Origin of the sequence: Terrabacter sp. BE26 (assembly GCF_041941675.1) — a bacterium.
In the GTDB taxonomy this organism is placed as follows: domain Bacteria; phylum Actinomycetota; class Actinomycetes; order Actinomycetales; family Dermatophilaceae; genus Terrabacter.
Window position 1 is genome coordinate 1,747,801 of the sequence record NZ_CP090122.1, and the last position, 21,335, is coordinate 1,769,135.

General features: G+C 72.3%; 16 protein-coding genes and 1 riboswitch. Of the genes, 10 read left to right on the forward strand and 6 right to left on the reverse strand.

Annotated features, from left to right (window positions below):
- Positions 1 to 20: 20 nt before the first annotated feature.
- The gene (locus LQK93_RS08175; RefSeq protein WP_374971044.1) at positions 21 to 773 is read right to left on the reverse strand and encodes a DeoR/GlpR family DNA-binding transcription regulator; all 753 of its coding nucleotides are present in this window, start codon (positions 771 to 773) and stop codon (positions 21 to 23) included.
- A 298-nt stretch (positions 774 to 1,071) separates the two neighbouring features.
- Here LQK93_RS08175 and LQK93_RS08180 point away from each other — a divergent pair, with 298 nt between their 5' ends.
- On the forward strand, positions 1,072 to 2,799 hold the full coding sequence (locus LQK93_RS08180) for a DUF222 domain-containing protein (protein ID WP_374971045.1): 1,728 nt from the start codon (positions 1,072 to 1,074) through the stop codon (positions 2,797 to 2,799).
- Positions 2,800 to 2,962: 163 nt separating this feature from the next.
- On the opposite strand, the gene LQK93_RS08185 is transcribed toward LQK93_RS08180, so the two are convergent.
- Positions 2,963 to 3,964 carry a cation diffusion facilitator family transporter gene (locus LQK93_RS08185; protein ID WP_374971046.1) on the reverse strand — a complete coding sequence of 334 codons (1,002 nt, stop codon included), beginning with the start codon at positions 3,962 to 3,964 and terminating at the stop codon, positions 2,963 to 2,965.
- A gap of 566 nt (positions 3,965 to 4,530) precedes the next feature.
- On the opposite strand from LQK93_RS08185, the gene LQK93_RS08190 reads away from it, so the two are divergent.
- Both LQK93_RS08190 and LQK93_RS08195 read left to right on the forward strand, forming a co-directional pair.
- Positions 4,531 to 6,558: a fibronectin type III domain-containing protein gene (locus LQK93_RS08190; RefSeq protein WP_374971047.1), complete on the forward strand. Its 2,028-nt coding sequence runs from the start codon at positions 4,531 to 4,533 to the stop codon at positions 6,556 to 6,558.
- 89 nt (positions 6,559 to 6,647) lie between these two features.
- Positions 6,648 to 9,098 carry a hypothetical protein gene (locus tag LQK93_RS08195; RefSeq protein ID WP_374971048.1) on the forward strand — a complete coding sequence of 817 codons (2,451 nt, stop codon included), beginning with the start codon at positions 6,648 to 6,650 and terminating at the stop codon, positions 9,096 to 9,098.
- A 55-nt stretch (positions 9,099 to 9,153) separates the two neighbouring features.
- Here LQK93_RS08195 and LQK93_RS08200 read toward each other — a convergent pair whose 3' ends face one another.
- Positions 9,154 to 11,493 carry a TIM-barrel domain-containing protein gene (locus LQK93_RS08200; RefSeq protein ID WP_374971049.1) on the reverse strand — a complete coding sequence of 780 codons (2,340 nt, stop codon included), beginning with the start codon at positions 11,491 to 11,493 and terminating at the stop codon, positions 9,154 to 9,156.
- A 72-nt stretch (positions 11,494 to 11,565) separates the two neighbouring features.
- On the opposite strand from LQK93_RS08200, the gene LQK93_RS08205 reads away from it, so the two are divergent.
- Positions 11,566 to 11,982, forward strand: a complete 417-nt coding sequence (locus LQK93_RS08205) for a cupin domain-containing protein (protein WP_374971050.1) — start codon at positions 11,566 to 11,568, stop codon at positions 11,980 to 11,982.
- A gap of 21 nt (positions 11,983 to 12,003) precedes the next feature.
- On the opposite strand, the gene LQK93_RS08210 is transcribed toward LQK93_RS08205, so the two are convergent.
- Complete coding sequence (locus tag LQK93_RS08210; RefSeq protein WP_374971051.1) at positions 12,004 to 12,891, reverse strand: hypothetical protein; 888 nt, start codon at positions 12,889 to 12,891, stop codon at positions 12,004 to 12,006.
- Positions 12,892 to 13,117: 226 nt separating this feature from the next.
- Positions 13,118 to 13,642: a hypothetical protein gene (locus LQK93_RS08215; protein WP_374971052.1), complete on the reverse strand. Its 525-nt coding sequence runs from the start codon at positions 13,640 to 13,642 to the stop codon at positions 13,118 to 13,120.
- Between the two features lie 244 nt (positions 13,643 to 13,886).
- Here LQK93_RS08215 and LQK93_RS08220 point away from each other — a divergent pair, with 244 nt between their 5' ends.
- On the forward strand, positions 13,887 to 14,570 hold the full coding sequence (locus tag LQK93_RS08220) for a hypothetical protein (protein ID WP_374971053.1): 684 nt from the start codon (positions 13,887 to 13,889) through the stop codon (positions 14,568 to 14,570).
- Between the two features lie 74 nt (positions 14,571 to 14,644).
- Here LQK93_RS08220 and LQK93_RS08225 read toward each other — a convergent pair whose 3' ends face one another.
- Positions 14,645 to 15,946 (reverse strand): MFS transporter, encoded by a 1,302-nt coding sequence (locus tag LQK93_RS08225; RefSeq protein WP_374971054.1) that lies wholly within the window; start codon positions 15,944 to 15,946, stop codon positions 14,645 to 14,647.
- Between the two features lie 47 nt (positions 15,947 to 15,993).
- On the opposite strand from LQK93_RS08225, the gene LQK93_RS08230 reads away from it, so the two are divergent.
- The 5 genes from LQK93_RS08230 (at position 15,994) to LQK93_RS08250 (ending at position 21,107) form a co-directional block, all read left to right on the forward strand.
- Positions 15,994 to 16,992 carry a pirin family protein gene (locus LQK93_RS08230; RefSeq protein WP_374971055.1) on the forward strand — a complete coding sequence of 333 codons (999 nt, stop codon included), beginning with the start codon at positions 15,994 to 15,996 and terminating at the stop codon, positions 16,990 to 16,992.
- A 344-nt stretch (positions 16,993 to 17,336) separates the two neighbouring features.
- Positions 17,337 to 18,353 (forward strand): zinc-dependent alcohol dehydrogenase family protein, encoded by a 1,017-nt coding sequence (locus LQK93_RS08235; protein ID WP_374971056.1) that lies wholly within the window; start codon positions 17,337 to 17,339, stop codon positions 18,351 to 18,353.
- A gap of 210 nt (positions 18,354 to 18,563) precedes the next feature.
- Positions 18,564 to 19,241, forward strand: coding sequence for an alpha/beta hydrolase (locus LQK93_RS08240; protein WP_374971057.1), 678 nt, complete (start codon positions 18,564 to 18,566; stop codon positions 19,239 to 19,241).
- A 102-nt stretch (positions 19,242 to 19,343) separates the two neighbouring features.
- Complete coding sequence (locus tag LQK93_RS08245) at positions 19,344 to 19,718, forward strand: iron chaperone (RefSeq protein WP_374971058.1); 375 nt, start codon at positions 19,344 to 19,346, stop codon at positions 19,716 to 19,718.
- Positions 19,719 to 20,009: 291 nt separating this feature from the next.
- Positions 20,010 to 20,198: riboswitch (cyclic di-AMP (ydaO/yuaA leader) on the forward strand.
- A 3-nt stretch (positions 20,199 to 20,201) separates the two neighbouring features.
- Entirely contained in the window at positions 20,202 to 21,107 is a 906-nt protein-coding gene (locus LQK93_RS08250; RefSeq protein WP_374971059.1) for a CHAP domain-containing protein, read from the forward strand.
- The last annotated feature ends 228 nt before the right edge of the window (positions 21,108 to 21,335 follow it).

The following is a 21,335-nucleotide window of genomic DNA, read 5'->3' on the forward strand; positions in this document are numbered from 1 at the left end:
AGTGGTGGTTCAGGCGACGTTCAGGCGATCAGCACCTCGGTGCCTCGTGACCGGGCGACCTCCAAGGTCGGGTGGTGGGTGTCGGCGGTGGTGATCAGGGTCGAGACAGCGGTGAGGTCGCAGACCCGGATCGAGCCCTGGCCCGGGAACTTCGTGTGGTCGGCGAGGAGCACGACGCGTCCGCCTGCGTCGAGCAGCAGCCGCTTGGTGGGCACCTCGACCGACGTCGTGTCGAGGACCCAGCCGTGCGGGTCGATCCCGCTCGTGCCGAGGAACACGGTCGCGGCGTGCACGCGCCGGAGCGCCTCCTCCGTCAGTGGCCCGACGAGCGAGTGGTAGGCCCGGCGGACGGATCCGCCGACGAGGACGAGGTCGACCGCGGGGTCGGCTCTCAAGACGTCGAGGACCGCGAGGCTCGGCGTGATGACGGTGATCGAGCGACCCCTCAGCTCTCGGGCGAGGGCGCCGGTCGTCGTGCCGATGTCGAGTAGCACCGTGTCACCGTCGCGCACGAGCGCGGCCGCACGCCTGGCGATGGCGCGCTTCTCGGGAGCCGCCTCGTCGGCCACCACCTCGTACGGGCGGTCGATCTCGCCGTCCGTCAGCGGGGCTGCGCCGCCGTGCACCCGCACGACCAGGCCGGCGTCGGACAGTTCGGCGAGGTCACGACGGATCGTGGCCGGCGACACCCCGAAGCGCGCGACGAGGTCCTGCACCGAGACCGCCCCGTCTCGCAGCGCATTCGTGATTGCACGATGCCGCGCGTAACGCACGTTCGCACTGTCGCACAGAAGTGAGCGGAAATGAGCGTTGCTGCGCGGTTCTCTTCGGAACCCTGAGGATCGAGCGCCCAGGGGGTCGGCTCTGTCTTGGACTCGTGTTTTCACGCGTACGGGGCGCTACGCCAACCACCTTCGCGCCGCCTTCGACGGTGACGTCTACGTCGTCACGTCACACGGCCGGGGCGGCACTCCTGACACCCGGGTCGGCTACGAGCCACGGGTCGAGGCGACGACCGCCGCCTGAATTCGAGTCCTGAGCATTGTCGGTGGTCGAAGATATGTTCGACTCATGGCCCCGGAACCGTCGATGCTCGAGCTCCTCAGGAGCCGGCTGACCGACCTCGAGGCGCGCCAGCGCGCCGCGGGCGGCGTCGCCGAGCGTGGGTTCTGGGAGCGCTTCGCGGGCCGTATGCCGTCTGCTTCCGCCGGTGCCACGGCTTCCTCGGCGGCGTCCGGGTCTCCCGCCGGGACCGCATTCAGTGCGAACGGTGAGCCGGCTGATCCGACGGGCCAACCGAGCCAGACGCGTCGGACGAGTCGGGCACGCGGCATCCACCGGACCGGTCGCGCCGAGCGACTGGCTCGAGCCGGCGCAACGAGCAGGCCGGTGGCCCCGGCCACTCGACCGCAGGCCCTGTGCAGCGGGCCATGGGCCGACCTGGCCCCCGAGGACCTCGAGTCGCTCGACCTGGACCACGTCCGCTGGCTCGACGAAGCGGCCTTCGAGGAGATGGTCGAGGACCCGGCCTGGATCGACTCGGTCTGCGCGCGACACGAAGCCCGGGAGGCGCGTGAGGAGGCGGCCGGACGGCCCGGCGCGGTCGACGCGGTCACGCTCGAGGCGATGGCCGGGTTCGGCCTGACCCGGCATGCCGAGGCCGATCTCACCGCGGCCGCCGAACGCGTCGCCGCGCAGCGCCGCACCCACGAGGTCACCCTCGTGACCATCGTCGCCGAGCTGGTCTCCCGCGGCATCAAGGCCCCCGAGGGCCTGTCCCGCAGCGACTGGCTCCGCCGGCACGACCCGACTCTGACCGCCGGACACGCCAAGGCCCTCGTGACCGTCGGCACCGCCCTGACCGAGGCCCGCTGGGCCCGGCTCCGGCTGCTCGTGGCCACCCAACAGGTCACCGTCGGCAACGCCGCCCAGATCATCGACTTCCACACCCGCACCCGCTCGGTCGCCGACCCCGAGGACCTCGCCACCGCGCTCGGTGACCTCACCGACCAGGCCCCACGGCTGCGGCCCGAGGAGCTCGCCCGCCTCGCCCGGCACCACACCGAACAGATCCGGCCACCGCGCGACGAGCCCCACGACGAGGACCGGCTCGACCACAAGCGACGCGAGGCCCGCGGCCTGTGGTTCACCCAGCCCAATGCCACCGGCATGGTCGGCATGCGCGGCACCCTCGACCCCGAAGCAGCCGCCATCCTCAAGGCCGCCATCGACCCCCTCTCCGCCCCGACCCCCGTCACCGACGAGCACGGCACCCTCCTCGCCCGGGACGAGCGCACCACCGCCCGCCGCCGCCTCGACGCCCTGCTGACCATCGTCCAGCGCGGCGTCGCCTCCGCCGAGGGCATCGTCACCACCGACAAGGCCAAGGTCGTCGTCCTCATCGACTACGACACCCTCGTGGACGACGTGCCGGGCAGCGGCACCACCCTCACCGGCGACGTCCTCTCCCCCGGCGCCGTGCGCCGGATGGCCTGCGACGCCGAGATCATCCCCGTCATCCTCGGCGGCGACAGCGCCCCGCTCGACATCGGCCGCAGCCGCCGCCTCTTCACCCGCAGCCAACGCCTGGCCCTCACCGCCCGCGACAAGGGCTGCAGCTATCCCGGGTGCACCGTCCCCGCCACCTGGTGCGACGCCCACCACGTCCTCCACTGGCGACACGGCGGCCCCACCAGCGTGTCCAACGGCGCCCTGCTCTGCCAGCGACACCACACCGAGGTCCACGACCGCGACCTCACCGCCACCGTCACCCCAACCGGCGTCACCTGGCACACCTGACCGCCCCGCCCCACACCCCGCCCACTCGGGCGGGGCCACCGGCATGTCCGCGACGGGGACACCGGGCCTCCCGCCGCCCGGGCTCTGGCAGAAGGCGCCGCTCAGGCCGGACCGCGGCCCCGTTCCCCGAGGGCGGCCCCCAAAGGGGTGGCAGGGGTCGTCGTCACTGACCGCCGACGCGCGCCGGCGCCTCGCCGTCCGGCACCAGCGCCGGCGCGTCCGGCTTCGACAGCGTGATCATCGCCAGCTCGATCAGCTCGTTCTGCTCGATGCGGTGCCCGAGCGCGGCCAGCCGGTTCGCGACCGTCGTCTCGGTGTCGTCCCCCGTCAGGTCGACGGCTGCCACGAGGAACACCCGCGCCGGCCCCACGAACTCGAGGTGCAGGAACGTCACCCGCTCCACCTCGCCACTGGCGTTGAGGTCGTCGTACGCCTGCCGCCACAGCTCCGGCCGCACCGCCTGCCCGACGAGGAAGTCACGGTTGCGCTCGATGAGGAAGATCGCCACGACGCCGAGCAGCAGCCCGACGAGGATCGAGCCGACTGCGTCGTAGACCGCGTTGCCGGTGATCTGGTGCAGGAAGATGCCGAGGCCCGCGATCACGAGCCCGACCAGCGCGGCCGCGTCCTCGGCGAAGACCGCCCGCAGCGTCGGGTTCGAGGTGTCGACAATGAACCGCAGCGGGTGCAGCCCGCGCCGGCGCGCCTCCGCCCGCGTCTGCCGCGACGCCTGGAAGAACGAGGCCCCTTCGAGCACGAAGGCGATGGCGAGCACGATATACGCCCAGAAGTACGAGGTCTCCGGCTCCTCGTGGCCAAGCGCCGTGATCCCGTGCCACACCGACACGACCGCGCCCGCCCCGAAGAGGCCGAACGCCGCGAACATCGACCACACGTACGCCTCGCGCCCGTGGCCGAAGGGGTGCGACGCGTCCCGGGGCTTGGCGGCACGACGCTCGGCGATGAGCAGGAAGACCTCGTTGAACGAGTCGGCCCACGAGTGCGCTGCCTCCGCGACCATCGAGGCTGATCCCGTGATGAGCGCGACGATCGTCTTCGCGAGCGCGATGAGCGCGTTGGCGACCAACGCGACGATCACGGTCACGAGACTCTCGCCGCCCTGCTGACCTTGCTGGCCCTGCTCGTCCTTCGCCGTGTCAGCCATCTCGCCAGTCTTCCGCTCGGGGGTCACCCGCTCAAGGAACGCTCGAGCGGCACACGCCGCATACCCGAAAGAGGGCGTAACCGGTTCGCCTCGGACCCGAGCGCAAGCGGACTCCCCGGCTCGTGCGCCGCAATTGCCCTGAGAGTCGGCTGTGAACGCTACGCTCGGCGCGCCGGCATGGCGCCGGCAGCCGTCCGACAGGGGAAAGTGGCTGCGCCGTACCGTCATCGCCGCTTCATGTCACCCGTCACGGGCGTGATCGCGCTCGTCCTGACCGCCGCGTCGCTGGTGGTCGCCGGCCCGGCCGCAGGATCTGCCCAAGCAGCCCATACGACCGTGGCGAGCCCGGCGCCGGCCTCGACGACGGTCGACGCGTCGGTGCAGGCCTTCGACTCCTTCGCGACGTCGACGTCTCCGGCACACCGAGCCCCACCACGGGCACTCCCGTCTACGAGGGCACGTCCTTCGAGGTCCTCGACACCGCTGTCGAACCGTGGACGACCTACCGCTACACGATCTGGGCGGACGACGGCGCCGGAGGCTTTCGCGACCCGCAGTCCCTCGCCGTGACGACGAGCATCCAGCGCGTCGGGAGCCCCAGCGCCAGGGCCACCGGATCCACCAGCGCGACCGTCGGCTGGGCCGCGCCGCACGACCCGGGCGTCGCCGCGGTCACGGTCACGCGTACCGACCCGCAGGGCGCGGGCCGCGCCGTCTACTCGGGGCCGGCGACGACCTTCACCGACACCGGGCTCGTGCCCGGTGTCGGGTACTCCTACACCGTCGTCGCGCAGGACGCCGCCGGCCGCCAAGGGCCCGTCAGCACACCTGCCCGTGTCACGACGAGTCGCACGTGGACGACGTCGGTCGTCAGCCCGTATGCCGGCTGGCCGGGTGCGATGGCCTGCGCGACGTCCACGTGGTGCCTGTCGGTCAACAACACGGGCACGTTCCAGGTGATGTCCGGATCCACGTGGTCGGCGCCCAAGGGTGCCTTCAAGGCGGAGGCGCAGCCGCGGTACTCCCCACTCGTCGACTCGCTGACCTGCCCCTCCCCCGGCCGCTGCTTCGCTATCCGCGGCAGCCTCGTCATCGAGTACGCCGGCGGTGCCTGGCGTTCCACCGGGGCACCTTCCTCCGGATGGCGGTCGCTCTCATGCCCCACGACGACGTACTGCCTCGCGATCCGGGGCGACGGCTGGTGGGCAGTGCGCAACGGCACGACGTGGTCCGCCCTGAAGCGCATGGGGACGCTCAGGGGGGTCATCTGGACCAGCGTGTCGTGCCAGGCCGCCGGACGTTGCTTCGCCATCGCGACGGGGAGTGCGACCTACAGCAACTGGCGCGGAACGCTCACGACGTCCGGCTGGGTCACCGGCTACCTCGGGAGCTCTGCGGACTACGGCTCTCTCCAATCCCTCTCGTGCGCGGCGAGCAGCTGCCTCGCCCTCGGCGACCGCACCCGCGTGATGGTGTCAGGTTCGACGTGGTCGATCCAGGCCTTGCCGCCGAGGCAGGATCTCGACGACTCGTCGATGCAGGTCTCGTGCGGCTCGGCCGGCCTGTGCGTCTCGCGGAACGAGGGCAACGTCACCCGGTGGTCTGCGACCACCCTTCTGGAGCGCACCAAGCTCAGCGCCGGCATCGGAAGGGTCGCGTCGGTCTCGTGCCCGCGCGACGCCGGGGTCTGCTTTGCCATCGACGACCGTGGGCGGTTCTACCGGTGGAGCTCGACCGCCCACTGGGTGCTGGTGGCGACCACCGTGCAGACCACCGGGGGCGTGAACCGCGTCGGCTGCCTCACCACCACCTCCTGCTTCTTCGTCGACGAGAACGGCTGGCTCGTCGCGTGGAACGGCAGCACCTGGACGCGCAGCAGCAAGCTCTTCACCCAGTCGGCGATCGTCGAGTGCTCCGGGTCGTCCTTCTGCATCGCGGTGGACGGCAGCAACCGCGCCTACCGCGTCTGGGCCAAGGGCTTCTGGGGTGCACTCAAGGCGATGCCGCTCAACGCCACCGACGTCTCGTGCGCCAGCCCCACCCTGTGCCTGTCCGCCGACACCCAGGGGCGCGTCTCCCGCTTCAACGGCAGCAGCTGGTACGCGCCGGTGACCGCGATCGCCGACACGTGGGGCACCGGGCCGCGGGTCTCGTGCGCCCCCGCCGGACCCTGCATGATCACCTCGAACGACGGCCTCTACCGGCGCTACGTCGGCACGAGCCTGACGGCGACCCAGAGACTCCCGCAGGCCTTCCCGGCCCTCGGCGCACTGCTGTCGTGCGGCGCACCGACGTCGTGCGTGGCGGTCGCCGAGTCCGGCAGCTGGGCGCAGTGGAACGGCAGCACCTGGAGCAGCCGCCCGGTGGCGGTGGACTCCGAGATGCTCGGGTCGCTGAGCTGTCTCACGGCAACGCACTGCATCGCCACCCACGGCCAGATGAACGACTACGGGCCCGTGACCTGGAACTCCGGCGTCTGGGCGACTCGCTTCGGCGAGTCCTACTCCCCCGATGGCTCACCGCGCGCGCCCGAGTGCCCGACCATGGCGACCTGCTTCGTCGCCGGCGGAACGACCGTCTCCCGCTCCAGCTGAGCCTCGCTCGTTCAGCCCCGTGGGCGGGTCGGCCAGCGCTACGATCACCGCGGCCGGCACGGCGCCGGCCCGCATACGACAGGGGAGTCGTGGCAACGCCGCACCGTCATCGCCGCTTCACGTCACTCGTCACGGCGGCTCTCGCCGCTGCGCTGGCCGCCACGCCGCTCATCGCCCTGGGCCCGTCCGGCGGCGTCGCGGCAGCCGCTCAAGACAGCGCCGTGGTCACCGCGCCGGCCTCGACCACGGCCGACCCGTCCGTGCTGCTGTTCACGGCCAAGCCCGGCGGGCGGTCGGTGGCGCTGTCGTGGTGCTGCGGCACCACGCCGCCGCGGACCTACACGATCCGCCGCGACACCGGCACCGGCACTCCCAGCCCCGACTCGGGCACGCTCGTCTACCAGGGCACCGCCCTCCAGACGGTCGACAGCGGCCTCGAGCCGTGGACCACCTACCGCTACACGATCTGGGCCGAGGACGGCGCCGGCGGGTTCCTGGCCCCGAAGTCGATCGTCACCGCCACGAAGCTCCCGCCCGTGGCCGACGTCCAGGCGAAGATGGCCGGCGCGACGAGTACCACCATCACGTGGTCCGCTCCGACTGATCCCGCCGTGGTCGGCGTCGTGATCACCCGCACCGACCGCCAGAACGTCGCACGCCACATCTACTCGGGCCCGGGCACGACGGCCACCGACACCGGCCTGGTTCCCGGGCTCGAGTACACCTACACGGCCCACCCCATGGACGTCTCCGGGCGCCTCGGACAGATCAGCGGCTTCGTACGGGTCACGACCAACCGGACCTGGACGACCTTGCCCGCGAGCCCGTTCGTCGGCTGGCCGGGTGCAATGGCGTGCGCCACGAGCACGTGGTGCGTGGCGGTTCACAACACGGGCGCGTTCCAGGTGCTGAACGGGACGACGTGGTCCAAGCCCGTTCAGGCGTTCGCCTCGGCCCCGGACCCCTCGTCCACCTACGAGGGGCTCGTCAGTTCCCTGACCTGCCCCGCCGCCGGGCACTGCCTCGCCATCCGCTACGGCGCCGTCATCGAGCTGAGCGGCGGCACCTGGCGGCCGACCGGCTCGCCGATCGGCGGTTGGACCTCCCTCGACTGCCCCACCACGAGCTACTGCGTGGCGATCCGCCGCGACGGCACCTACACGACGCGCAACGGCACGACATGGAGGGCACCCGCGCGCATCGGCTCGCTCCGCGGCGTCGAGTGGAACGACGTCGCCTGCCAGGCGGCGGCCCGCTGCTTCGCGGTCGCGACCGGCAACGCCACCTCCAGCAACTGGAGGGGCACCCTGACCTCGACCGGCTGGAGCACGGCTTACTTCGCCGACTACCAGGCGGGCAACCCGCGCACCATCGCGTGCTCTGCGACGAGCTGCCTCGCCCTCGGCGACCGCATCCGCGTCACCGTCTCCGGCACGACCTGGTCGTTCCAGACGCTCCCCAGCTCCAACAGCGTCGACGACTACGCGCAGCAGCTCTCGTGTGGCTCGCCGACCCTGTGCATGTCCAAGAACCAGGGCAACGTCGCCCGGTGGACCAGCACCACCCTGCTGGAGCGGCGGAAGCTGAGCGCCGGCATCGGCGACATCAGGGCCGTCTCATGCCCACGGACGGGCGGCGCCTGCTTCGCGATCGACGACCGGGGCCGCTTCTACCGGTGGACCTCCACCGCCGGCTGGGCGCTCGTCTCCACCTCCGTCCAGACGACGGGCGGCGTGGGCCGGGTCGGGTGCCGCTCGACCATGGCGTGCTCGTTCTTCGACTTCAACGGCTTCCTCGTGAGCTGGAACGGCTCCTCGTGGACCCGTTCGGCCAAGCTCTTCACCCAGCCGGCCGCCGTCGAGTGCTCCGGCGCGGCCTTCTGCCTCGCCGTCGACGGCACCAATCGCTCCTACCGCGTCTGGTCCGGCGGCTCGTGGGGCGCGGCGAAGACGATGCCCCTCTCGGCAGTGGAGTTCGCCTGCTCCAGCCCCACCCTCTGCCTCGCGATCGACGAGCAGGGGCGCCTCTCCCGGTTCGCCGGAACGGGGTGGTGGGCTCCGGTGGCGACCATCACCGACCGGTGGGGTCGCGGGCCCGAGCTGGCCTGCTCAACCGGCGGCCCGTGCATGCTGCTCTCGCACAACAGCACCTACCGGCAGTACGCCGGCTCGGCCCTGACCGCGATCCGGCGCGTGCCCACCACCCTCCCGGACGACGAGCTGCTGCTGCTCTCCTGCGGCTCCGCCACCTCGTGCCTGGCCGTCTTCGACTCGGGCGTCGTCGGCCAGTGGAACGGCTCGGCCTGGGCGTTCCAAGGGGCCCAGTCCGAGGCGTACCGTCTCGGCTCGCTCGCCTGCGTCAACGCGAGCCACTGCCTGGCGGGCCACGGCTACAGCAACGACACGTGGCCGGTCATGTGGAACAGCGGCGTGTGGACCAACGACGGGACGTATCCCCCCGAGGGCCACAGCAGGCCGGTGTGCCTGGACCTCACGACCTGTTTCGTGGGCGGCGTCACGACGGTCTCCCGCTCGAGCTGAGCAGGAGACCCGCCCCGGGGGCGTATGCCGTGAGGCGCGGTCTACGGCCGCCGGTTCACTCTACCCCGTGGCGGACGATGTCGAACCGCGTACGCGCGTGGCCGGCATACCCGGGTCCCGACGTCTCGTGCTCGACGGCCACCTCACCGCTCGAGCGGGTCACGACGACGGTCGTGGTGAGCCGCTGCGGCTCAGCCGCCGCCTCTTCGGCGGCGATCGTCAGTCCGTCGTCCTCGACGAGCAGCGACTCCCAGCGGCCGTCGACGACCGGGTCGAAGACGTGCAGCTCGATGCTCTCGGGGCGGTAGCCGTCGGTCGAGGCGGGCACCTCCGTCCACATCGGGATCGCGGCTCCGGCCCGGGCGAAGAGCGGGATGCGCTCGAGTGGCGTCTCGACCGTGATCCGCTGGCCACCGGGGTGCAGCTCGCCGGTGTACCAGTCGTACCAGTCGCCGGCGGGCAGGTGGACCGAGCGTGAGGTCATGCCCTGCTCGGTGACCGGCGCGACGAGCAGGTCACGGCCGAAGAGGTACTGGTCGTCGACGTCCACGACCTCCGGGTCGTCCTGGTAGTCGAGCACGAGCGGGCGCTGCACCGGCTCGCCGGTCTCGGACGCCCGGACGAACGCCGAGTAGATGTAGGGCATGAGCCGGTAGCGCAGCCGCACCGCCTCGCGGGTGAGGTCGTGGATCTCGGGGCCGAACGACCACGGGTACTGGTCGATGTTGCCGGTCTCGGAGTGGTTGCGGCAGAAGGGGGTCAGCACGCCCATCTGGAACCAGCGCAGGAACAGCTCCGGGTTGGTGTTGCCCTGGAAGCCGCCGATGTCGGCGCCCACGAACGGCTGGCCCGACAGGCCGAAGCCGCACGCCATCGGCATGCTGACCCACAGGTGGTCCCAGCGGGCCTGGTTGTCGCCCATCCAGTTCGCGGCGTAGCGCTGGATGCCGGCGAACCCGGCCCGCGACAGGATGAAGGTGCGGTCGTGCGGGCGGGCCGCGCGCAGGCCCTCGATGGTGCCCATCGCCATGAGCAGCGCGTACTGGTTGTGGTAGCGCTCGTGCGACGCCGTCCCCTGGTCGAAGAGCATCCGCTCCGGCGGGATCTCGCCGGTGGCCGGCTCGTTCATGTCGTTCCAGATGCCGGCGAGGCCCGACTCGACGTGCTTGGCGTTGAGGTCGCCCCACCAGGTCCGCGCCTCCGGCGTCGCGAAGTCGGGGAAGACGGTGTTGCCCGGCCACACCTGCCCGATGTAGGTGTCGCCGCCCTCGGTGCGGCAGAAGACGCCCTTGGCCAGGCCGTCGTCGTAGACCTCGTAGCCCGGGTCGTGCTTGACGCCCGGGTCGACGATCGAGATGGTCCGGAAACCCTGGTTGGCCAGACCCTTGAGCATGCCGGCCGGGTCGGGGAAGCGCTCCGAGTCCCAGGTGAAGACGCGGTAGCCGTCCATGTAGTCGATGTCGAGCCAGATGGCGTCGCAGGGGAACTCGTCCTCGCGGTAGCGCTTGGCGATGACCTCGACGTCCTTCTGCTGGTAGGCGTGCCAGCGGCAGTGGTGGTAGCCGAGCGCCCAGATCGGCGGCAGCGACGCCCGGCCGGTCAACCAGGTGTAGCGCTCGAGGATCGTGGCCATCGAGGGTCCGGCGAAGACGTACTCGGTCCACTGGCCCCCGTGGAACGAGACGCGGTACTCGTCCTCCGCGCTGAACTCGTAGGAGCCGCGGTAGCCGTTGTCGACGAAGGATCCCCCGGCCGCGCCCGTCTCGGCGTCGCGCGTGTAGAAGAAGGGGATGCTGACGTAGTACGGGTCGAACTCGGTGCTCGACATGTCGGCACGCGGGTCGTCGGGGTCGAGCCCCGCCCGGAACTCGGCCGTCGAGTGCCCGTTGAGGACGTCGGTGTTCCACAGCGTGAAGTCGCGGCCCCGCCGGTTGTGCCGGCCGCCCTTCTCGCCGAGGCCGTAGATCGCGTCGTCCCGGCCGATCCGACGACGGGTGGTCCACGCGTCGTTGAGGGTGGCGTAGGTCCAGTAGCGGCCCTCCGAGTCGGGTGCCGACTCGAGAACCACCGACCCGTCGGTGCGGTGCACGTCGACCCGGAACGGGTCGAGCCACAGCGTCACGACCAGCTCGTCCGTGCTCAGCTTCCAGGCACCGTCCGACTCCTGCGCCTGCCAGGACACCCCCTCGCCACCGTCCGGCCCGAGCGGGTCGACGCACACGGCATACGTCGGCTGCTCGTCGAACGCTCCCCCGCGGCTCAGCTGGAGGCGCACGACGTCAGGACGCACGGGCTCCAACCGCAGCAGCTCCCCGTGCAGGCGCGCGAGCAGGCCGCGCTCGGTCTGCTCGACGGAGTCGACGTGCTCGAAACGGATGAAGTGGTCGGTCCTCATGCGTCCACCCTGTCAAAGACGGGACCTGCTGACGACCTCCCGTCCGTCCGGCAGACGCGCTTTGATGGGCTCATGAGCCAGCAGCCGGACACGCCGAACACCGCAGCCCAGCCGTGCACCGTCGTCCCGGGCGACGCCCTCAGCCCGGCGGACCCGACGCCAGGGATGACCCGTCAGGTGGCCCTGCAGACCGACACGATGTGGTCCGGCACCGTCGACACCGAGGCCGGCGCCGTCTCCGGCTGGCACCACCACGGTGACCACGACACCACGCTGTACGTCGTCTCGGGGCGGATGCGGCTCGAGTCCGGGCCGGGGGGCTCGGTCGTGGCCGAGGCCGGACCCGGCGACTTCCTCCGCGTGCCGGCGGGCGCGGTGCACCGCGAGTCGAACCCGGGCGACGGCACGTCACGCGCCGTCATCGTGCGCTGCGGCTCCGGCACGCCGACGGTCAACGTCGACGGCCCGGCGCCCGCCGGCGAGGACTGAAGGCGGGGCCCGCGAGGGCCCTCAGTTCGCGCCGCCTTCGAGCGAGCCGTCGGCCCGTGAGCCCCCGAGCGCCTCGGCACAGAGCCCCACGAGCTCCAGGACGGCAGGGTCGGGCGCCAGTGCCAAGAGGTCGTGCGCGGGCCCGTCGAACTGCAGCGGGTATGCGGCGCATCCGAGCAGCAGCGGCACGGGATCGGCCAGCGACGGACGCAGGGTCACGGCCTCGCGGCTCAGGGTGCCGACGTAGATCGGCTCCGGGCCCTCGCCACCCTGGGACGGGCGAACGATGACGAGGTGGATGTCGTCCGCGGCGACCGCCACGCTGATGGCGCGCCGCGCGGTGGCGATGGCGAACGAGGCGAGCGCCCGCAGGTAGACGGCGTTGCGCTCCGATCGCGTGCGTCGGCGCAGCATCGGGCGCCCGTTCCCCGAGACACCGGGGCCCCGGTCTCCGGCGATCTCGAGCCCCGGGTAGTGAGCCACGACGGTGACGTAGGCGCGGGAGGTCTGCGCGTCCCGTCCGGCGTCGACACACGTGCAGTCGCACTCGGTGGCGGCGAACTCGGCGTCGAGTTCCGCGATGACGGCGCAACGGTCATGGCTGGCGAGCGCATCCCACTCGTCGTCCAGGAGCGCGGCTCGGTGCTGCGTGATCACGCCGTGCGCGACGTCCACAGCCCGCGCGAAACCGTTCGCCTCGGTCTCGGCCACCGCACGGGCTCTCGAGCGAGCGGCGCGCTTGAAGACCGAGATCTCCGGCATGGCCGCAGCGAAGGCCTCGCGCGCCAGGACCGCACGCTCCTTGGCCGGCAGCTGGGTCGGGCCGGACCCCCCGGCGGGACGGCGGGGCGGGCGGTTCTGCAGGTGCAGGGTCGTCAAGGTCTCCTCGACGGCCTGCAGGCCGTTCACATCGTCGGACCCCCGGGCCTGGTGAGCCCTCAGCACGAGCTCCGCCAGGCGAGTCCGCTCGACCGGAACCTCGACGGCAGGCTCGCCAGGGCCCGAGTGCCTGAGCGCGGGTTCGCGCAGATTCGGTCCGGACACGGGCCGGGCGCGGTCGGGGAGGCTCGCCCGGAGACCGGCCTCCGAGGAGTGGAGCCGCACCTCTGGTGCGACCTGCAGCTGGACACCCATCTCAGAGCCCCCGCCGACCTGCGGCGCTCAGCAGCGCCTCGAGCCCCAAGTCACGGTCCGAATCGTCTGCCGCCGCCCGGGCGGCCGGTTCAGCCGCCGACTCAGCCGCCGGCTCGGCGGCCGGTTCAGCCGCCGACTCAGCCGCCGGCTCGGCGGCCGGTTCAGCCGCAGGCTCGACGGCCGGTTCAGCCGCAGGCTCGGTCTCCGCCGCGGCCGTCGTGGCAGCCGTCGTCCCGGGGGCTGCAGGCGACGCCTCGGGAAGCGAGTCGACCCCGATCGCGCCGGCGGCAGCCCTCCGGCGCAGGCCGTCGAGCCAGCTCCCCCGGTCCGTGCCGTACGCACCGGTGGCTCCGGCCCTGGCACCCGGGGCGTGGTCGAGGAGCGCGGGTCGGTGCTCGCCGACGGTCCAGAACCTCCATCCGCCCGGGGGCGTGGGCCAGCCCGGGTCGGGCATCCAGTCCTCGCCGGGAAGCCAGTCCTCGGGCGGCACCGGCCAACCCGGAGGAGCATTGAAGCGAACCGCCATGTTTACCCCCTCTTTAACATCGCGTGGACGCGGTCCCACCGCCACCCCGCCCCATGACCGGAACGCTACGGCCAAAGTCTGGCCAAAGTGAGCGAAACGGCCGAAAAGCGTACTCGACTCTCGAAGCCACTCTCGACGCCACTTCTCGACGCCGTCACAGGAGGCGTGTTCTCAGGGGCGGTTCGGGGCCGGCTCGGGGTCGACCCCGATGGGCGTGGGCACGACGCGCGGCCACGCTGGTCGCATGACGACCAGCACCGTGTCCTCGACTCGACCCGCCGGCACGCCGTCCGCTGCGGACGCCCGCGCGAGCGCGGACCCGAGGCCGGGTTCGGAGGTGCTCGACCGAGTCCCCCTGCTCGCGCTGCTGGCCCCGCTCCTCCTCTTCGCCCACGGGATCGTCGCCTGGGTCGACGGGCTCACCGGGCTCGACCGTCCCGACGCCCTCCAAGGCCTCCAGGGACTCGGTGGCGTCGGTGGACTCGGTGGTCTCGGCGTCGTCGTCTCCGCGCGCCAGCAGGGGGCACTCACGGTGACTGCCGGCATACTCCTCGTCGGGGCGGCCGGCGGATTCGCTTGGCTGACAATGGCGCTCGGCAGGAAGCTCCGTCACCTGCCGGTGGCTGCACCCGCGGCACTGCTGGCCGCCTTCGGCGCCGGCGCCACGGCGGCCGCCTCGCTCGGGCACGCCTTCGGCCTCCTCGGCCCCAACCTGCCGGCCGCCCTTACGTGGGGAGGTCCGGTCCTCACCGCGGTCGCACTGGGCCTGGTCCTCGTCGCGCTCACGCTCGAGGCTCGCCTTCCCGTGGGCTCGCTCGCGCTGGCCGCCCTCGCCGCAGGAGTCCTCCTGCTGCCCTGGGGTCTGGTCCCGCTCGGAGCGCTCCTGCTCCTCATCGCTCTCGCTCCGCTGACGCGGGCGTCGGCGTGATCCTTGCCGGAACTTGAACATCCGCGCGCCGTCCCACCACCGCGTGGGGCGGGGCGCTCGCTCATCCCCGAGCGTCAGGCCGGGCGCGGCGTGCGGTGCAGTGAGCGCACCGTCCGCACCAGCAGCACGAGCGCGACGAGCTGGCTCACCGCGACGACGACGACCAGGGCCGGCAGCGACCGGTCGTACAGCCACCCGGCCACGAGACCGCCCACGATCGCGAACGCACCCTGCACCCCCGCGAAGACGCCGTATGCCGTCGCGCGCCTCGGCGCCTCGACGACCTCCGCGACCAGTGCCTTCACCGTCGAGTCCTGCACCCCGTAGGCCAGGCCCCACACGGCGACTCCCACGAGCGCGACCCAGACGGTGCCCGAGAGGGCCAGCGGGGGCACGAGCGCGACGAGCACCGGCACGGCATACAGCACGGCGCCGCCGCGGCGGTCGTAGACGAGGCCCACGCCGAGGGCCGCGAGCGCCTCGACGGCCATGGCACCGGCATACACGACGGGCACAGTCGCAACGGGCACGAGGTGGTCGACCGTCAGGTGGTAGCCGAGGATCCCGAAGGTGACGAGCCCGCCGGTGGTGAGACCGGCCGCCAGCGCGTAGCCGAAGAACTCGCGCGGCAGCCCCGAGCCCACCGCGTCGGCGAACCAGCCGCGCAGCCCTCCACGCGGCGAGCCGGGCGGCGCCGCGGAGACCTCGGCGACGCCCGGGGCGTCGTAGACCGACGGGTCCGGCACCCGGGACCGGATGACGGCAAGCAGCAGCATCGCGACGACGCCCGGGATCGCGAGGACCGCCATGCCCGGCCAGATCGCCCCGGAGGCGGCCACGACAGCGGCCACGAGCAACGGCCCGGAGAGCGCGCCGACCTGGTCGAGCGCCTTGTGCAGGCCGAACCCGCGACCGCGCCCCACCGCCGAGGCGACGTGCGCGAGCAGCGCCGACTTCGACGGGCTGCGCACCGCCTTGCCCGACCGCTCGAGGAGGATGAGGACGGCGGCGACGACCAGTCCCGCCCCCCCGAGGAAGGGTGTGACGGCGAGCAGCGGAACGCAGACGGCGGTCATGCCGTAGCCGACGATCGTCAGGCCCCAGTAGCGGCCGGTCCGGTCGGCGAGCGGCCCGAAGACGAGGCGCAGGACGAGCGCCATCGCCTCGCCGGCGCCGGTGACGAGACCGACGACGAGCGCGCTGGCCCCGAGAGAGGCGAGGAGCGGCCCGTACATCGAGCGGGCGCCCTCGTAGACCATGTCGGCCGCCAGGCTGACGAAGCCGAACCACCACACGACCCGCCAGGCCGACCACCGGCCGGTGGTGCGCTCCGTCGTCGCGCCGGCAGCGGGAGTGGTGGGGGCGGGATCCGTCATCCTTGCAACGTAGCAACCGCGCCTGCGCGCGGGCCTAGCCTGATCTCGTGAGCAATCCCGACCGCCACCCCTCCGAGGTCGTCTGCGGTGACGACGCGCCCGAGCCAGCCGTCACCGTCCTGCCCTACCGCGAGGTGCCCCTCGGCGGCCCGCGCGCGATGCCGGTCCGCCGCAGCCTGCCCCAGCGCGAGCGCACGCTCATCGGCGCGTGGTGCTTCGTCGACCACTACGGCCCCGACGACGTGTCCCAGACGGGCGGCATGGTCGTGCCCGGCCACCCGCACACCGGACTGCAGACGGTGTCGTGGCTCTTCTCCGGCGAGGTCGAGCACCGCGACACCACCGGCGCCCACGCCTTCGTCCGCCCGGGCGAGCTCAACATCATGACCGCCGGCTCTGGCATCGCCCACTCCGAGTACTCCACCCCCGGGACCACCGTCCTGCACGGTGCGCAGCTCTGGGTCGCACTCCCCGAGGCCGACCGCTTCACGAAGCCCGGCTTCGAGCACTACGCGCCCACGGTCAGCGAGGTCGACGGCGCGCGGGTCCTCGTCTTCCTCGGCACCCTCTTCGGGCAGAGCTCGCCGGTGACGATGTTCTCCGAGCTCGTCGGCGCCGAGGTCACCCTGCAGCCCGGCGCCTCCCTGACCATCGCCGTCGACCCCACCCACGAGCACGGACTCCTCTGCGACAGCGGGCTCGTCACCCTCGGGGGGGCCACCGCCAAGCCGGGCGAGATCGTCTTCCAGCCCACCGGCGCCGACCGCATCACGGTCGAGGCCGGCCCTGACGAGCCGGCACGCCTCCTCGTCCTGGGCGGCACGCCCTTCGGCGAGCAGATCGTCATGTGGTGGAACTTCATCGGCCGCAGCCACGACGAGATCGTCACCTTCCGCGAGGACTGGCAGCGTGAGCGCGAGGCCCATGAGCAGGTTTCGTATGCCGCCGCGCCGCCCCACTCGCGCTACGGCACTTTCCCCGAGGCCTGGACCCACACCCTCCCGGCCCCCGAGCTCCCCAACCTCCGCCTCCGCTCCCGAGGCTGACCCCCTACCAACCTGAGGAGGAGCGCCGCCTGACAGCTGGGGGCCGTCGTGAACTCGTGCGCCGCCCGACGCACGAGAGTTGGCACTTTCGCTGCTTGCGAGCGGGGGTGCAGCGGCACGTAGGGAGCGGGGCGTGACGGTGCGAGCGGCATCGGCGGCGGCCCACGGCATACGCAAGGAAAGAGGGGCTCGGGACGGCCGCCGACGCTCCACGCCGCGAGCACCGCCACGCCCCGCGGACGCGCCCGCGCGAGCGCGCCCGTGTGAGCGCAACGCAGCGAGCGCGACCCTGGGCGCGAAGGCGTCCCTCGATCGAGAACGCGCCGGTGGGTAAGGATGAGTTCATGCGCGCGACGACGATCCATGGCCCCGGCGACATCCGCCTCTCCGAGGTCCCCGACCCGACGATCGAGGAGCCGACCGACGCGATCGTGCGCGTCGTCGCCGGCTGCATCTGCGGTTCGGACCTGTGGCCCTACCGCGGCGCCAACCCGATCACCCCCGGCTCGACCATCGGCCACGAGGCGGTCGGTGTCGTCGAGGAGACCGGCGCCGACGTGCGCGACTTCCGCATGGGCGACTTCGTCGTCATCCCGTTCGTGCACTGCGACAACACGTGCCCGCACTGCCGCGCCGGCATGACCTCCGTCTGCGTCCACCAGGGCTGGACCGAGAGCGGGCAGGCCGAGCTCGTCCGCGTCAACCAGGCCGACGGCAGCCTGGTCAAGACCGACGGGATGCCCGACGACGCGCTCCTCCCCTCGCTGCTGACCCTGACCGACGTCATGGCGACCGGCTGGCACGCGGCCGTCTCGTCGCGCGTGCGCCCCGGGGGCACGGCCGTCGTGATCGGCGACGGCGCGGTCGGTCTCTGCGGCGTCATCGCCGCCAAGGAGCTGGGCGCCGAGCGGGTCGTCGTGATGTCGCGTCACGAGCCGCGCCAGAAGCTGGCTCGTGAGTTCGGAGCGACCGACATCGTCGCCGAGCGCGACGATCCCGGCGTCGAGGCGATCCTCGAGCTCACCGACGGCATCGGCGCGGACTCGGTGCTCGAGTGCGTCGGCACGGACCAGTCGATGAAGACCGCCTTCCGCATCGCCCGGCCCGGCTCGAGCGTCGGCTTCGTCGGCGCCCCGCACGGCGTCGAGCTGCCCGTCCGGCAGATGTTCGTGCGCAACATCGGCCTCGCCGGTGGCATGGCCCCGGTCCGCACCTACCTGCCCGACCTGCTGGAGCGGGTCCTCGACGGCAGCCTCGACCCGGGCAAGGTCTTCGACCTGACGCTCCCGCTCGACGAGGTCGCCGAGGGCTACAGGGCAATGGACGAGCGCCGCGCCATCAAGGTCCTCCTGCGCCCCTGAGCGTCGCAGGACGGAGCTCCACCAACGGGTATGCCGTCTGCGACCAACCCGACGACGCCGCCGCTCCGAACCAAGCCGGTGAGCACGCGAGTCGATCACGCACGCCGCCGGCCTGCGCGCGGACCGGGGGCACCCGGCCTACGACCACGGCACCTGACCACGGCACCTGAGCACGGCACCCCACCACGACCCCTGAGAGAGGCGGCCGACATGACGCACGCCCGCCTTGTCGACACGGTGGCGCCGAGCGCACCGCGCGGCGTCGCCCTCGTGCTGCACGGGGGCGCGGCCCGACGTGGCTCGATGCGGGTCAGCCCGGCCCAGCTCTCGGTGCTCCGGATGGTCCCGATCGCGGCCCGAATCGCGCGCGCCGTCCGCGGCGAGGCCGCGGTGCTGCGGCTGCTCAACTCGACGCGCGGCTGGGACGCGACGCACACCCCGGTCGACGACGTGCGGTGGGCGCTCGGCCAGGTCGCCGAGCGGTTCGGGCCCGACGTGCCCGTCACTCTCGTCGGGCACTCGCTCGGCGGACGCGCCGCCCTGCTCGCGGCCGGCGAGCACTCGGTGGTCAGTGCCGTCGCACTCAACCCGTGGGTCTACCCCGAGGAGGGCCGCGCCGACGTCTCCGGACGCCGGGTGCTCATCGTCCACGGCGACGACGACCGGGTGGCGCCGGCGCGCAGGTCGGCCTCCGTGGCCCGCAACCTGGCCCGGACCGCCGAGCGCGTCGGCTACGTCACCGTGTCGGGCGGCAAGCACGCGATGCTGCGCCGGCACGAGGTCTTCGAGGGCCTGGCCGCCGAGTTCACCGCCGCGACGCTGTTGGGACGTGACGCCGACGGCGTGGTCGAGCGCGTGCTCGGCGGCGAGCAGTGGGTCGAGCTCTGAGCGGTTCCCGCCCGCTGGACCTGCCTTTGCGGAGGTCCGTTTGGCGCAATAGAGTCGGAATCATCCCCTCCATGACCGGTCCGACCGAAGTGAGGACCAGGATTGGCCCCGAGATTTGCGTCAGTCGATGACTACATCGACTCCTACCCGGAGGAGACGCGGACGCAGCTTGCCGGAGTGCGCCGGGCGATCCAGAAGGTCGCGCCGCACGCGGCCGAGAAGATCAGCTACGGCATGGCGACCTTCACCGTCGACGGCAAGCCCCTCATCTACTACGCCGGCTGGAAGAACCACGTGGGCCTCTACCCGGTGCCGACCGGTGGCCCCGAGTTCGAAGAGGCGATCGCCCCCTTCCGGCGAGCGAAGGACACGGTGCGCTTCCCGGTGAACCGCCCGGTCCCCCTCGAGCTGATCGCCGAGATCACCCGCCTGTGCCTCGAGCGCAGGACCGCAGTGTCGGAGAGCTCCGACAGCTGACCGGCAGGGGCCACGTGCCCATCGCGCCCTGGCGCACCTGACCGTCCCGACGGACGCGCTTGTACCCCCGTCCAGCCCGCCGGCATATGGGTCCAGGCTGTGATCCGCCTCACAAGCAGCCCCTGCCGCCGTGCGGAGGGCGAGCGCTCGAAGTGGACATTTCCTGATACTCCCTGCACCCTTGCGCTACCTCGGCGTGACTTTGACCGATCTGCTCATCTAGTCTTCGGGGGTCCGTCCATCAGGTCGGGCTCTCGCGCGGTGGACCGCCTAGTCCTGTCACCACCCGCGAGAAGACATGAACCATGTGACAGGAGCGGAGGAACCACACGTTTCTCCGGGCGTCCGGTGCTCCGGCTCCGGACGTCCTTGGGGTTAAGCCACGGCCCCCGCGCGACGAAGTCTTCGTCAGCTGGGTCCGAGGCCGGGCACCTCCCCGCCCGAACCCGACAGCTAACTTCGTAGGCGCGGAGAGGCACAGCCGTGATCAACGACACCACCCGTGGGCGCCACCGCGCGCCCGGACGCCACAACCCCCTGAGTGAGCTCAAGCTCCTCGCTCGCGAGTCGGCCCAGCCCGCCCTGAAGGCAGGCGCCCTCGTGGCCGCCACCGGCGGCCTCGTCGCCGGGTTCGCCAACCCGGCGAGCGCCGACACCCTGTCCCCCGCCGCCGCGCCGGCCAACGCCGCCGCCGCCCCCCAGGGCGCGCCGGCCGCAGTGGGCCCGGCCACGGCCGCCGCCCCGGCCAGCTCGACGGCCCTGTCCAAGATCGGCTTCGCGCCGGCAGTGCAGCACGCCGCCGCCAAGCGCGTGGCCCAGCCGACCCCCCAGGTCATCCAGGACCTCCAGGTCCAGGCCCAGCGCGCCGCGTCGGCCAAGGCCGCCGCCGCCAAGGCCGCTGCTGCCCAGGCCGCGGCAGCGCGCAAGGCTGCCGCCGAGCGCGCCTCGCGTGACCTGACCCGCCACACCCTGACGGCCAGCACCTCGACCACGAAGCCGAGCAGCAACGGCTACGCGCCCGGCGCCTCCGCCGGCATGCGCGCCTCCCACAACTGGGCCACCGCGGGCCAGTGCACCTGGGGCGCCCTCAACAAGTGGTACCAGTCCGAGGGCTACTACCCCGGCGGCTGGACCGGCAACGCGATGGCGTGGGCCTCCGGCGCACGCTCTGCGGGCTACACGGTGAGCAGCACGCCGCGTACCCGCTCGATCATCGTCATGCAGCCCGGCGTCGCCGGCTCCTCGAGCGTGGGCCACGTCGGCTGGGTCACGGCCGTCAACGGCAACCGGGTCACCATCATCGAGATGAACGCCACCGCGGGCCCGTACAACTACGACACCCGCACCGTGACCCTCAGCGGGGGCATGGACTTCATCTACGCGCCGTGAGCCGAGCAGCAACCCTCGTTCGCTGACGCGGCTGGGAAGGGGAGGACGCCGAGGGCGTCCTCCCCTTCCGCATCCCCTCTGCACATCTCCCGCTGGTCGCCTGCGAGCTGGCCCACAACTGTGGGCAATCGGGAATGTTCGGCCGCTCCCACTCCTTGTCCCCTAGGTAGTTGAAGGCTCCACCACCCGCATGTACACGCGGTGGGCCTTCACAGATCGTCCCCCACA

What these genes read in the sequence shown, in the direction of transcription:
- LQK93_RS08180 (WP_374971045.1), top strand. Translation starts at nt 1,072, where the DNA reads ATGGCCCCGGAACCGTCGATGCTCGAGCTCCTCAGGAGCCGGCTGACC.
- LQK93_RS08185 (WP_374971046.1), bottom strand. Translation starts at nt 3,964, where the DNA reads ATGGCTGACACGGCGAAGGACGAGCAGGGCCAGCAAGGTCAGCAGGGC.
- LQK93_RS08200 (WP_374971049.1), bottom strand. Translation starts at nt 11,493, where the DNA reads ATGAGGACCGACCACTTCATCCGTTTCGAGCACGTCGACTCCGTCGAG.
- LQK93_RS08205 (WP_374971050.1), top strand. Translation starts at nt 11,566, where the DNA reads ATGAGCCAGCAGCCGGACACGCCGAACACCGCAGCCCAGCCGTGCACC.
- LQK93_RS08215 (WP_374971052.1), bottom strand. Translation starts at nt 13,642, where the DNA reads ATGGCGGTTCGCTTCAATGCTCCTCCGGGTTGGCCGGTGCCGCCCGAG.
- LQK93_RS08220 (WP_374971053.1), top strand. Translation starts at nt 13,887, where the DNA reads ATGACGACCAGCACCGTGTCCTCGACTCGACCCGCCGGCACGCCGTCC.
- LQK93_RS08225 (WP_374971054.1), bottom strand. Translation starts at nt 15,946, where the DNA reads ATGACGGATCCCGCCCCCACCACTCCCGCTGCCGGCGCGACGACGGAG.
- LQK93_RS08235 (WP_374971056.1), top strand. Translation starts at nt 17,337, where the DNA reads ATGCGCGCGACGACGATCCATGGCCCCGGCGACATCCGCCTCTCCGAG.
- LQK93_RS08240 (WP_374971057.1), top strand. Translation starts at nt 18,564, where the DNA reads ATGACGCACGCCCGCCTTGTCGACACGGTGGCGCCGAGCGCACCGCGC.